Genomic DNA, 14,057 nt, shown 5'->3' with positions numbered 1-14,057 from the left:
CCGTTATCCTTCCCCAAGCCCCACTTGGTTAAGCCCTTCATCGCGCCCCCGCGAACCTGCGCTGAACAATGCCCCTGCATCATGGCGCAGCAGATGGCGCAAAAACCCCGGCGGATCGCTCCGGTCCTTGCGCTGAACCAGCACCCTCAAGCGGTGGATCACCCCCCCGCCACATGCGCCAGCGTCGCCGCCACGGCATAACCGCGCCCGTGGTTCTTGCAGAAATAATACCAACGCGAGTTGAACCAGTAGTCCGGCACCCGCGCCCAATCCTTCATGCCCGTCGACACCGACCCGATATGCGTGACCTCGCTCTCGCGCACATAATGCGTCTCCCACCCGGCCAACATGGCCCTGCGGCACAGGTCCGTTTCTTCATAATAAAGGAAAAACGCCTCATCAAAGAGCCCGATGTCCTCCAACACCTCGGCCCGCATCATAAGGCTCGCCCCGGCCAGCCACTCAACCGCCTGCGTGGCCTGCGGCACCGGCAAAGGCACCACATGATCGCTGAGCATCCGGGTCACAGGGCCAAACCGCGCGGCCCCCTCAAATTCGCTTTTGATCGACGGAAAGCGGAATGCGGTTACATGCGCGTCGCGCTCCGGCCCGTGAATATAACTGCCGGCAAACCCGGCCTCCGGCGTCGCCTCCAAATGGCGCAGCAACGCGCCAATCGCCCCCGCATCGGGAAAGGCATCCGAATTCAGGATATAGAAATAATCCGGCCTGCTGCCATCGCTCAGCCCCGCACGCATCCCGAAATTATTGCCCGCGCCAAAGCCGCCATTGCGCCCCGATTGCAGCACCCGCACAGGCCAGCCTCTCTCGGCCACCCCGGCCTGCAATGCCTCGAACGAACCATCTGCGCTGTCGTTATCAACAACCAGAACCTCGCCCTCAATATCCGCCATCTCGCGCAAGGCCGCCTCAACCGCGGCAAGGGTCATCTCCGGCGTGCGATAGTTCAAAATGATCGTCAGAACACGTGCCATTCCCGTCACCCCGCCGCTTTCGCAGTCGGCAGCGCCGCCACCCGTGCGGCCCGCGCACCCGGATTTTCCGCGTCTTCAATCAGCCGCTTCATCCGCGCCGCCAAAACCCGCACATTCGGCTCCAACACCATGCTGTCATGATCGCCCGGCACTTCCACCACCTCAACCAATGGCGCTTTGGGCGTCCAGTCGTTGTCGGATGTCACATAGGCCCGCTCGGAATTGACCCAACGCCCCGGCGCAACTTCCCACTTGCCCTGAAGCGGCGGGCGGAACAACGCCAACGGCCCGTCCCAAGGCTGCAACTCATACTGTGCAACCGCCGCCAAGAACGCCTCTTCAATGGCCGAATTATGGAATGAAACTTCTGCGTTTTCAAAGCCCTGCGGGTCTTTGTTCGCGCGCTTTTCAAACTCCCATGCGATCCGCCGCGCCGCCCATTTGAACGGATAAGCAAAGCCACCCGCCTTAAGCTCCTGAAGCTGGATCACCACCCGGTCCCGCCCGCTCAGCGGCCTGCGCTGTGGCAAGGGGGTGTCCAGCATGACCAGCATTGCGACCTCATCACCCGCTGCCTTCAACTGCTGCGCAATCTCATATGCGATGATCCCACCGCCCGAAAAACCGCCCAGCATATATGGCCCCTTGGGCTGCACCTGACGCATCTCCCCAAGGTAGTCTTTCGCCGCATCTACAATGCTGCGATGTGGTTCATCTTCGCCCAGCAACCCCTTGGCCTGTAAGCCATAAAATGGTCTGTCCGCCCCCAGAAGATGCGCCAGATGGCGCAGGTTCAAGACATTGCCAAACATCCCCGCAACAAGGAAGAACGGCCGCCGCGGCCCGCCTTCGCCCTGATGCATCGGCACCAGATGGGTAAACCTCCGCTCCGGCGTCTTCCGCGCAACCTCAACTGAACCATCACCTGAGGTTTCTTCGCTAACACCCTCAGATGCAATCATTTTTGCACAGGCGCGAATGGTCGGTGCCTCAAACAGAACCGAGATCGGGAAATCCACAGACCATTCCTTTTTGACCATCGCAAACAGCCGCACCGCGATCAACGAATGACCACCAAGATCAAAGAAATTGTCCTCCGCCCCGATCTGCTCAACGCCCAGCAATCCGCCCCAGAACTGCGCCAGCCGCTGCTCGATGGCCCCTTCCGGTGCCACGAATTCGGTCTCAAGATCGGGCCGCTGGAAGGTCTGCGCCTCGCGCTCCTCACCGCTTTCCGCGGCCGCCTGCCGCACCAGATCGGGCAGCGACAGTGACGACACAATCACCTGCGCGCGGTCCATCGCCAGCGCCCGCATGAACGCCTCCGCGCCTTCCTCGGGGCGGATGCCCTGCGACAGGTTGTGGCGCAACCGTTCCTCTGCGGGGGACAAGGGGCGGTTCGCCTCGGCGTCGGGGAATTCCAAATCCCGCACCTGCGGTTCTGCGAACAACGCCGCGCCCGCCTCCATCTGCCGGATCGAGAAATTATGCACCTCAACACAGACATTGCCTTGGGTGTCACAGATCGTCACGTCAAAGCTCGCCGCGCCCGCGCTGGCCCGGTTTTCGCCCGCATTGCGCACCCACGAGACCACCTCGCCCGGCAAATCGCGGTACACCCGCACCGCGCCATAGGACACCGGCACCCACAAATGCGCGCCGTCATAGCCCTCGATCAACTCCATCGCCCAGCCGGTCGCAAGGTCCAGCAAACCGGGATGCAGGCGATAGCCCGCCTCGTCCAAACCCTCGGCCAGCTTAAGCCGCGCAACACCCTCACCCGCGCCATATGCCGCCCGGCGCAGCACGCGCCAATGCGCTCCAAACCGCAAATGTGCCTCTTGCGGCGAGCGGAGCGAACGCCCCTCTTGCGCCGTCTCAACCCGCGCGCAACGCGCCTCCAATGCCGCCAGATCAACCGCCTCCGGCGCGCCCATCGGCAACAGCGACAAAACCGCCTGCGCATTGGTTTCAAACCCTTGGCGCCCGTCGATCTCGCGTGTGCCCCGCACGCTCATGTCATAGCCCAGATCGCTGCGTTCCAGCGTCACGCGCATCTCACGCGCGCCGTGCTCCGACACGTCAAACGGGCGCAGGAAATACAGGTCCCGGATTTCAAATCCGCCGGTTTCCCCCCCGGTTCCCCCCCGGTTTCTCCCTGCGCTTCAAGCGCTTGCGCGGCGATCTCAAGGTATCCGGTGCCGGGCAACAATGCCTTGCCCTCCAGCGTGCGATGCTCGCCCACGATCCAATCGCCCACGAACAAATCACGCCGGAACATCCGGTTTCCCGCGCGATCGAAACTCGCCACACCCAGCAACGGCTGCGCCACCGCAACCTCGCTCCGGTCCGGCTCCGCCTGCGCCACGCCCAGCGCCTCTGCGGCCATGCCCACCTCGGCCCAAATGCCCCAGTTCAGCGCCAAAACCCGCGTCTCGCCCCCGGCCCGCGCACGCGCATAAGCGTTCAGGTATTCATTGGCGGCGATATAGTCGATCTGCCCCGCCGGTCCCGTCACGGTTGACGTCGACGAAAACAGCACCATGAAATCCAGCGCCCCATCCTCGAACAGCTCGTCCAGAACCTGAACCCCATGGATTTTCGGCGTGAACACATCCTCCACCGTCGCCGGGCTCTTGGTCATCAGCGGCTCATCCGCGATCACACCGGCGCCGTGGATCACGCCGTTCACCGCGCCAAACCGCATCTGCACCTGTTCCAGCGCGCCGCGCATGTCCTCGACGTTGGACACATCCGCCGCCAGCACCATCACCTGCCCGCCCAGCGCCTCCAGCCGCTCGACCGCGGCGATCCGCTGCGCGGTGGCATCATGCCGCCCGTGCCTCAGAACGTAATCGGCCCAATCATCACGCGGCGGCAAGGCACGTCGCGCCATCAACACCACCCGCGCCTTGTGATCCCGGATCAACCTCTCGGCCAGCGTCAGGCCAATCCCGCCAAACCCGCCCGTGATCAGGTAAACCCCCTCATCCCGCAGCAAAACAGGGCCCTCGGCGCCCGCCTCAAGCGCAATCTCGCGCAGGCCCTGCTCGTATCGCCGCCCATGGCGCAGCGCCGCAATGCTCTCACTCGGCGCGCTCAGCAACTCTTCCAGAACCGCCGCCGCCATCGGCGCGGGCGCGGGCGTCTGCGACGGCCCCAACCGCCCTTTGACCGGCGCCTCCATCTCCACATCCAGAACCGAAGCACTCATCCCCGGCAGCTCCTTGCCCAGAACCTTCACCGGCCCCCGCACCGTAAGCTTCTCTGGATAGGCCAGCGTCTCATCCGCCACCTGCGCCGCGCCCGTCGTGAACACATTCACATGCAGCCCCGGCCAATCCGCCTCGCCCATGGCTTGGGCCAGAAACATCAGCGAATAGAACCCCTGTTCCTGATTGCGATGGAAAAACGATGACCCCGGCCTGTGGCTCTCGTCTTTTGTCACCAACCAGAAATGCGCGATCCGGTCGGGCACCTGCCCGGCCTCGCCCAAGGCGGCAACCAACTGGTCATAGCCCTCGCGCCCGCGCTCTGGCGACAGCGAATAAACCCCTTCGTCCAAGCGGCCAAACGCATCCCCCGCAATGACCGAGATCACCTCGTGACCCGCCGCGCGCAGGCTCTGCGCCGCGCTCGCGCTCAACCCGGTCTGATCCTCAAACACCAACCACCGTTGCGGCTCTGCTCCCGGATCATCAACCGCTTGGTCAAACCCCGCCGCCACATGCCGCCACTGCGGCGTGTACCCCCAATCCTCCAACGCGCCTTGGCGCATCAAATGGCTCGGCACCGGTGCCTCCCGGCTCTCTCCCGGCGCGATGAAATATGGCTTTCGCTGAAACGCATAGCTCGGCAGAACCACCCGATTGCGCCGCGCCTCGCCCCAGATTTGCGACCAATCGAACGACCCGCCCATCGCCCAGATCCGCCCCAACTGCGCCATGAAATACTCGTCATCCGGCACAGCCTCATCCATATGGCGCAGCGCCGAAATCACCTGATCCCGCGCCACATCCGCATGTTGCGCCGCCAATGACGACAACGCCCGCCCCGGCCCCATTTCAACATAAATCCGCTCGCGCGCGCCGCTCAGATGGTCAATGCAATCGGCAAACCGCACGGTCCCGCGCAGATGCTGCACCCAATACTCCGGGTCACAGGCCTCGGCATCGCTCAGCACCCCGCCCGAGCGGTTCGAAATGATCGGAATGCCCGGCGCCTTCAACGCGACCGCACGAAGGTAGTCGCCGAACCGCCCCAAAATCGGCTCCAGCATCCGGCTATGGGCCGCGATATCAATCGCGATCCGCTGGCAATCAATATCCGCCGCTTCCAGCCGCGCCTGCAGCGCATCCAGCGCGCCTTGCGGCCCCGACGCCACGCTCAACCCCGGCGCATTCACCCCGGCAAGGTCGAGCTCTTCGCCCAACCATCCGCGCAACTCCTCGGCGGGCAAGGACACCGACAGCATCCCGCCCTCCGGCACCTCGTCAAACAGGCTGCCGCGCAGGTGAACCAGCCCGATACAGTCCTCAAAGCTCATCACGCCCGCCAAACAGGCCGCCGTGTTCTCGCCCATGGAATGCCCGACCAACACATCGGGTTTCACGCCCCAGCTGATCCACAATTGCGCCAGCGCATATTCCACCATCATGATCAGCGGCAATTGCACCGACGGGCGCGTCAACGCCTCCTCGGCGGCGGCCTCTTGCCCCGCTTGCGGCAACCAGATCGCCTTGAGGTCATACTCAAGACGCGGCTGCAATACGGCCAATCCCCGGTCCATCCACTCGGCAAAGACCGGCTCGGTCTCGTATAAATCCCGCGCCATGCCCGCATATTGCGCGCCGCCACCGGGGAACATGAACACCACGTCGGGATCGTCCCCGACAACGCTATGTTCAAACACCCGCCGCGGGTCATTTTTCTCAAGCATATCAGTGGCTTGCTCGGCGCTTTCCGCGACCAGAACACGGCGTTTCTCAAATGCGCGCCGCCCCTCTTTCAGGGTCCACGCCACATCCGCGAGCGGCTCCTCGCAACTGCGCAGATGCGCCGCCAAGGCGCGCGCATTCGCGTCCAGCGCCGCCTTCGTGCGCCCCGACACAACCAGCATCTGGAAGGGCCAATCGCTCTCCTCACTGGCCATGCGCTCCGGGGCTTCTTCCAACACCACATGCGCGTTCGTCCCGCCAACACCCAGCGAATTCACCCCCGCCCGGCGCGGCCCGCCCCGCCGCTCCCACGGGGTCAACCGGTCGTTCACCACAAACGGCGAATGCTCGAAATCAATCGTCGGGTTGGGCGTCTCAAACCCCAACGACGGCGGCATCGCCTTGTTGTTCAACGCCAGCGAGGCCTTGATCAGGCTCGCCACCCCGGCGGCGGTGTCCAAATGGCCGATGTTGGTCTTCACGCTGCCAATCCGGCAGAACCCGTTCGCCTGCGTGGTCTTGCGAAACGCCTCGGTCAGCGCGGCCACCTCAATCGGATCGCCAAGGTATGTGCCGGTCCCGTGGCACTCCACGTAATCAACGCTCTCCGCCGGCACCCCGGCTATGGCCTGCGCTTCGGCAATCGCCGCCGCCTGCCCGTCCACGCTGGGGGCCAGATAACCGGCCTTGGCCGCGCCATCGTTGTTCACCGCCGAGCCCTTGATCACTGCCCAGATGTGATCGCCATCGCGCAGCGCATCCGCCATCCGTTTGAGCACCACACACCCCGCGCCTGAGCCGAAGACCGTGCCTTCGGCGCGCGCATCAAACGCGTGACAATGCCCATCCGGCGACAGGATCTCTCCCTCCTTAAAGACATAACCATGCCCCTGCGGCAGCTCGATAGTCACCCCCCCGGCAAGCGCCATATCGCACTCCCCATTGAGCAGCGCCTGCGCCGCATAATGCGTCGCCACAAGCGATGTCGAACACGCCGTCTGCAAGGAAATCGACGGGCCTTTCATGTCAAACACATGGCTCACCCGCGTCGCCATGAAATCCTTGTCGTTGCCGGTGTGGCGCAACAAAAACATCCCCGTATCCGCCACCAGATCGGGGTTCGAGCAGATGTTGAAATAGAAATAGCTGCCCATGCCACAGCCCGCGAACACGCCGATCGGCCCTGTCGCGTTTTCCGGCATATGGCCCGCGTTTTCCATCGCTTCCCACGCCACCTCAAGGAAATGCCGGTGCTGCGGGTCCAGAATGGCGCTCTCCTTCGGGGAAAACCCGAAAAACTCGCCGTCAAACATTTCGAAATCATCCAGAGGCGCGGCAAAAGGCACGTAATCCGCCCGCGCAATCATCGCCTCCGGCACCCCTGCCTCGCGCAATTCCGCCTCGCTCAACCGGCGGATTGATTCAACGCCGCCCGCCAAATTCTGCCAATATTGCGCAACCGAGGACGCCCCCGGCAAATGCGCCGCCATCCCGACGATCGCAATATCATCCTCGCCAGAGAGTGTCTCATCAGGCAGATCAGAATGGGTCAAAGCAGTATCTCGCGCGGCTCGGTCGCTAAAATGCGTCATAATCGGAAAACTATCCCAAGTGGCAGGCAGGCAAGCGTATTTCTCTCATCAAAATAAGGTAATTTTAGGGCGCTATTGCAACTTTTCGCCAAGTTTTAACGGTTTTTGAGGGCTTTAGAGGCGGGGAACTCAACCATATTTCCGCCACATTCGCCTAACTCGCCTTATAATTGCAGAATCGCGCAATGGCTAATCTTTGCGTCGAAACCCCGCTCTGTGCCCTGTCTGTGCCCCGCTCTGTGCCCGGTCTTTACGACAGCGCCACCAGCGCCCTGATCTCCGCCCCATTCACCCATAGCGCCAGCAAGACAAGCATCACCCCCGCCAGCGCCAACCCCATGTCATGCAGCCGGTCCCACGCCCCCGTCGCGCGCGACAGCCAGATCACCACCGGATAGACCAACAGCATCGCAACGCCCTGCCCGATCAGCGCCCCAAACAGCCCGCCAACCTCCAGCCCGATCAACAGGCACGCCACCATCATCGCCGCCTTGCTGCCCGCCAGCACGAAAAATCGCTTGCTGTCCCCCGCCGCCAATGCCGCCTGATCATAGGTCAACGCAATCACCTGCGGGATTTGCATACAGGCAATCACCACCGTCACCGCCCCGGCCATGGCATAGCGCGGATCATACAGCCAATCGACAATCCAAACGCCCCCAACCGCCAGCACCGCAAGGATAACCAGCAGCGCGCCCGACACGATAAACCGCATCTTGCGCAGACGCATAAAATTCTCCCGCGCCGCCGTCGGTGGCCATTCGCGGTAAATCGGGATCAAAATGCGCCGCACCAGAACCCCGCCCATAAGCAACGGAAACGAGGCTAGGAAATAGCCGATATTATACACCCCGAACTGGTCCAGAGGCAGGTATTTACCGATCAGCAACTTGTCGGCCTGCGACAGGAAAAACCCCGCGACCGTGCTCAGAAAAATCCACTTACCGAAACCGATCAACTCCTGTGCTGCGGGTTTTTCCCACCGGAACCGGTTTGCCGCGCCCGGCAAAAACATGCTGTAAACAACCAGCTGAACCAACGCCCCGATCACGCCGGAAATCACCAACGCCCAAACCGATTGCCACAGCCACGCCAGCAAAATCGCCGCCCCGATCCCCACCGCCTGATTGAACATATCAAGCGCCGTCACCCGACCCAGCCGCAAGTGCCGGTTCGCCTGATCCAACCGCGTCGGGTTGAACCCCGCAATCACCAGCGACAACGCCGACACCGGCAGCATCAACGCCAAATCAGCCTCGCCATAGAACCATGCCACCGGCCACGCGATGCCACAGGCCACCACAAACAAACACAGGCCCCGGATCACCTGAATGGTCCAAGCTGTGTTCAGAAAATCTTCCTCGTCGCCGCGCTCGGATTGCATGATCGCCGGTGTCACCCCGACATCCGAAAACATGTTCAACCCCATCAGGAAAACAGTGATCAGCGCCATCATCCCAAAGGCCTCGGGAAACAACAGCCGCGTCAGGATCAGGTTCGAAATCAGCCGCAAACCCTGACTGGTGCCAAATCCAACAATGGTCAGCCCGGCCGAGCGCACAGCCCGCGCAAGCACACTCTGCTCGCCCATAAACCGTGCAAGGGCGCTCATCTGCCCCGGCTCCATTCTTTGCTGTCACCCAAGGCGCGCGCCTTGATCCGCACCGCCGTATAAACCGCAAACCCCGCCGGATTGCTCAGAACCAGACCCAGCTTCCCAAACAGGCCCAAACCGCGCTTGTCGTCGTTCTGTTTCAGCTGCGGAAAGGCCTTCAAAACCTCGCGCACGCCCTCATCCTGACGCGCCCGCACCTTGACCAGATTGTCAAAGCCTTCGACCAATGGCCAATCATAGGTCGCGCCAACGCCAATCCGCTCCTGCGGTGTGAACAACAGCCGCACAAATGTGTCATCGGATATGATCTTGGGCCACGCCCGCCACCTTTGGCGCCCGGCCTGATTGACCGCGAAAAACCCGCAGCCCGGCACGCCCTGCGTCATAAAGGGCACGCGCCTGTAAACGCTGGCATATAACCGGCTCGCCCGGTCCTTGGGCGACACGATCCGCACCTGCCCGCTGACATAGGCGGGGCGACGTATTTCCAACGCCCGCCCAACCTGATCCAGCATCGGCGCAGAGACCACCACATCCGCATCCAGATAGGCCCGCGAGCCGAATTTCGCCGCCTTGTCGGCGGCATTCAACGCCCCGGTCTTGCCGACCGGGCCCATTTCCATAACCTTGAAATCCCAGCCCATGCGCTGGAAATGCGGCGTATAGCTGCGCGCAATTGCGGCGGTGTCGTCGCTGCATCCGTTGGCCGCCACGATCACCTCAATCGGCATCGGCAACGGCAACGACCCAGACCCGGCACCGGGCTTGGGGTCCGACCCAAGAACCGCCTCAAGGCATCGCCCGATCAACGCCGCTTCGTTATTGGCGGGGATTATCACACTCATCCCCGGCATCGGTTGCGTCCTTTTGTACCGGTTCTGTCAGCCTTGCCTACAGCCACCCGTTCGGTGCAATGTCGCCCCGTAGCCTGCTTTAGTGTATTCATTCCACTCAAATCTCTGCTCAATTCGAAAGCGCGCCCGTGCCAGATCACGCATCCTTCCCCAGCTCAATCGGCATCCTGATACCGCAGTTTCCGGGGCAAACCCATATCTTCTTTTGGCGTGAGATACTTGAACTGGAAAATTTAGGCGCGAGTGTGGCCCTTTTCAGCACACGCCGCCCTCCTCTTGGCCTTATTGCGCATGATTGGTCCGACGAGGCGATGGCGCGCACCACTTATCTCGGCATGCTCAATCCGCTCAACACGGCGCTGGCCCTGCCCCGTCTGCCGCTGCGCGCGCTCTGGCGCGATTTGCGCCGCGAAGGGGCCGAGTTTCTGCGCGACGCGCTCATCTGCCTGCCCGCCGCGCGGCGTCTCGCCGTTGATTGCCGCGCAGCGGGTATTGCCCATGTCCACGCCCACTCCTGTGGCCGAACGGCGCTGATCTGTGCGCTGGCGAACCGGATCTGGGGGCTGTCCTACTCGCTCACACTGCATGGCCCGCTGTCCGATTATGGGCCGGGTCAAGGCTTCAAATGGCGCCACGCCCGCTTTGGCACGGTGATCACCCGCAAGCTGACACGTGAGCTGGAACAAACACTTGGCCCCGATTTGCCCAAGACGCTCTATCTGCAACCAATGGGCGTCGACCCGGCGGTCCTGCGCCGCTCCGCCCCCTACCAGCCGCCAAAACCGGGCAAACCCTTGCGGCTGTTTTCCTGCGGGCGGCTCAACGTCGTCAAAGGACATCAGGGCCTGCTTCAGGCCTTGGCCCTGCTGCGCGCACGCGGCATCAACGCAACCCTTGAAATCGCGGGCGAGGATGACGCGGGCGGATCGGGGTTCCACACCGAACTCGCCGCCGACATCGCCCGCTTGGGGCTCGAAGAGCACGCCACCCTGCTCGGCGCAATCGACGCCGAAGATGTGCGCGCCCGGCTCGACGCGGCACATCTCTTTGTGCTGGCAAGCTGGCACGAACCTCTGGGTGTGGCCTATATGGAAGCCATGTCGATGGGCGTGCCAACGATCGGCACAACAACAGGCGGCGTGCCCGAATTGATCACCTCAGGCCGCGACGGGCTTCTGGTGCCGCCCAAGAGCCCGGCGCTTCTGGCCGATACCATCGCCGCCCTCGCAGCCGACCCCGACCGCTGCCAATCCCTCTCCCATGCTGGTCGTGAACGGATCACCGGCACGTTTACATCAGCACACGGTGCGGCGACCTTGCTTAAGGGATGCACAGCCTGAGAGCGCAGCCCTTGTTACACCGTTTGCGCAATCAGGGCAGGTCATCAGATAGAAGGTGTTGCGCCGCGCTACGCGCGTCGACAGGGGGCCTCGCTTCGCTCGGCCCCATCACCTTGACCAAGGGCAACGCGCCCTAACCCGGCTTGGCGATCTGAGCATATGTCGGGATTTGGGTATTTCTCCCATTAAAGAAAGCCAAGTCAGCCCTTCATCTTGCTCCAAATACTCAATCTCAACCGGGCCAAACACGCCATCCTGCCCAATTTCACCCCCCCCTTTGGCGAAAGGGGTGGGTGGGTGGGCTTTCGCCAAAGGGGGCGGCGCAACGCTTGCAATTATTGCGCAAGTTCAAGGCGATAGATGCGCTCCGGATCCGCCGCAAAAGACAAGCGTTCAATCCTGAGCAAACGTGTGCTGACACCATTGCGCGTCGCCAAAAGACGCGGGCCCTGAATGGCAAAGCGATAATCCTCGCGCGCGCCGGGAAACCGGGCAAGGTCATCACCGGGACCGCCATCAAGGAAATCTCCCGCCCCGTTGCTGATCAGCGTATCATCGCCCACATCCCCCAAAAGAATGTCCGACTGTGCACTCCCCGTCAGAACCGTCCCCCCCGGATCCGCGCGCAGCATCAGCCCATGCAGGAAAGCGCTTTCCATACGGCTGTCCAAGGCCTGTGGCGCGCGCGCGTTTTGAGCCATCAGCGCACGCCAGCGCGGATTGTCGTCCTGCAAATGCCGCAACCCACCCCAGCTGCCAAATTGCGACGGGCGCGCCACATCGACAAACGCATTGAACAGCGTCCCGCCGACCCCACGCCACGCCTCAAGCTCTTCGCGATACAGCGCTGCCATCGCCTCGGAATAGCTGAAGGCGTGAAAGAACGCCGTCAATTCTTCGTCATTGCTCGCCGCACCATGGCCGACCGCATGGCTGCCCCCCTCATACATGATCAGCGCAAAGCCATAGCGCTTTGCCACGCCCGCGTGATAGGGCCAGAGCGTTTGCGTCAACTCCTTGAGCGACCCCTCCCGGATCGCCTCGGCCGCTTTAGGGATCGCCGCGTCAAACCGGATCGGCTCAATCGCCGCGTCCAGCGCGCGGCGCTGCAACCCTTGCGCCGCATCGGATTGTTCCGCCAACTCCCGGCTCTGCGCAATCCAGCGCCGCAGATCGGCCAAGCGCCCCTCCTCCTCGGTGCCCAGCTCAAAGCCGAAATACCCCGACACCGCATAGGCATCAAAATGCGCCGCCGGAGAGACCGCCCCGTTGCCCTGTTCCGCCTGCCAGAGCGGCGCCTCCAAAAGCGGCTCTTCTAGGCCCATCCAGCCGGTATGCACCGCCACAACCCGGTGCAACCGTGCCGCCTCGGGGCCGCTGAAAACCGCGCCCCAGACGCGCATCATCTCGGCCCCGCGCATCCCGGCGAATTGCATCCACGCGTCGTCCCCCGCCTTGCGCCCCCAGCGTTTACGCGCCTCTTCCCCCAGCCAAACAGCTTGCGGAAATCCGTGGTTCCAAACCTCGTTGGAATACTCGACATAGACATGCAACCGCGGGTCAAGCCGCTCTAACACCATCTCGGCAAAACGTTCGGCATAGACGTCATCGGCGGCGTGGGGCATGTTGAACCACGGGTCTGCACCAATAAAGTTGGACAGCTCCACCATCACCTCGATCGGAACACCGCGCCAACCGTAAGAGAAATCATCAAGCTGCGGCCGCCCCTCCCAGCGATTGACAGGCGACCCGTTGGTCAACATCCAGTCCATGAAGCGCAGCACCCGGATATCGGCAATCCGGGCAATCCAATCGGGATTAAACGTCACCCCCAAATCATAAAGCGCGATCTGATCCTCGCGCAAAACACGGATCTCGCGGATATGATCGCCGCTCTTGTCCGGGTCGGTGCTCAGAATGCTCAGCGCCACTTCGCCCGAACCGGGGGTATAGTCAAACCACAGCTCTTTCTTGCCCTTGATGCGCGCGACGTTGCGCAGCCGCCCGCCAACACGCAACCGCCCCTCGCCCTGCCATGTCACGCGATAGCGCCCGGCCATCTTCGTGGCGCCCTCGTTCTGATCGGTGAGGATGAAACTCTCGATCCGGTCCACCTTGGGCGGCAACGCCTTGGGCCACCCCGCATCGTCCAGATACCCCTCACGCTCAAGCCGCGCCGCATCCCACGCGCCCCACTTGGGGCCCTCGTGGCCCTGCCACGGGCGGGCGGTCTTCATGATGTCAACAAAGGGCTGCTGGGTGGTCCAGTCGGCCACCCCGTTAAGCCCCATCGCAAGTGACGGATTGGCAAGCCCGGTATCGCTCAAACCTGCAGTGGCTGCCGCTGGCTTCGCTGACGCATTCGCCGCCACAGCCGCCGCCGGGGCTGCCGGGACTGCTGGAGCTGATGAGGCTGCCACCGGCGCGACCGGCGCCGCAGACGGCGCCTCGGCGCGCTTCTCGCCCTCGAGCTTTTTCCAGATCTCTTGCGCCAACAATGGATAAGCCCGGCGTACGTCGGGCGCGATGCTCTCGCCAAGATCAAGCCCAACCGGCGCGGGCTCGCCATAAAGCGCCGAATAGGTCACCATCCCGGCCAACAGATAAAGCGTCGCCGTGCCGTGCGGGTCGCCATCGACATAAAGAAGCCGTGGATCAATCCCGGCAATCGGCCCCTCACTGAAAAGCTCCGACAGGATCTTGGCGACCGGGATCAAGGTGATC

4 protein-coding genes and 2 pseudogenes are annotated in these 14,057 nt (G+C 62.8%); 1 reads left to right on the top strand and 5 read right to left on the bottom strand.

The genetic code is table 11. The annotated features are described in order from the left end of the window. Positions 1–3 precede the first annotated feature (3 nt). From N4R57_06715 to N4R57_06700, 4 genes and pseudogenes are all read right to left on the bottom strand, one after another. A pseudogene (locus N4R57_06715) lies at positions 4–995 on the bottom strand (glycosyltransferase family 2 protein). Between the two features lie 5 nt (positions 996–1,000). Beyond that, a pseudogene (locus N4R57_06710) lies at positions 1,001–7,422 on the bottom strand (SDR family NAD(P)-dependent oxidoreductase). A gap of 352 nt (positions 7,423–7,774) precedes the next feature. Continuing rightward, positions 7,775–9,136, bottom strand: a complete 1,362-nt coding sequence (locus N4R57_06705; protein ID UYV38726.1) for an oligosaccharide flippase family protein — start codon at positions 9,134–9,136, stop codon at positions 7,775–7,777. Beyond that, a complete protein-coding gene (locus N4R57_06700; protein UYV38725.1) occupies positions 9,133–9,984 on the bottom strand; it encodes a glycosyltransferase in 852 nt (283 codons plus the stop codon). Before N4R57_06700 ends, N4R57_06705 begins: the two co-directional genes overlap by 4 nt. Positions 9,985–10,121: 137 nt before the next feature. Between N4R57_06700 and N4R57_06695 the strand changes: the two genes are divergently transcribed. Beyond that, entirely contained in the window at positions 10,122–11,333 is a 1,212-nt protein-coding gene (locus tag N4R57_06695; protein ID UYV38724.1) for a glycosyltransferase family 4 protein, read from the top strand. Between the two features lie 335 nt (positions 11,334–11,668). Here the strand turns inward: N4R57_06695 and N4R57_06690 are convergent, their stop codons facing one another. After that, positions 11,669–14,050 (bottom strand): calcium-binding protein, encoded by a 2,382-nt coding sequence (locus N4R57_06690; protein ID UYV38723.1) that lies wholly within the window; start codon positions 14,048–14,050, stop codon positions 11,669–11,671. Positions 14,051–14,057: the final 7 nt, after the last annotated feature.

The organism is Rhodobacteraceae bacterium D3-12 (assembly GCA_025916135.1).
Taxonomy (GTDB): domain Bacteria; phylum Pseudomonadota; class Alphaproteobacteria; order Rhodobacterales; family Rhodobacteraceae; genus JAKGBX01.
This window is presented reverse-complemented; position numbering and strand designations above follow the sequence as displayed.

Coding starts and splice junctions, on each gene's coding strand:
- N4R57_06700 (UYV38725.1), bottom strand. CDS start 9,984: ATGAGTGTGATAATCCCCGCCAATAACGAAGCGGCGTTGATCGGGCGA.
- N4R57_06705 (UYV38726.1), bottom strand. CDS start 9,136: ATGAGCGCCCTTGCACGGTTTATGGGCGAGCAGAGTGTGCTTGCGCGG.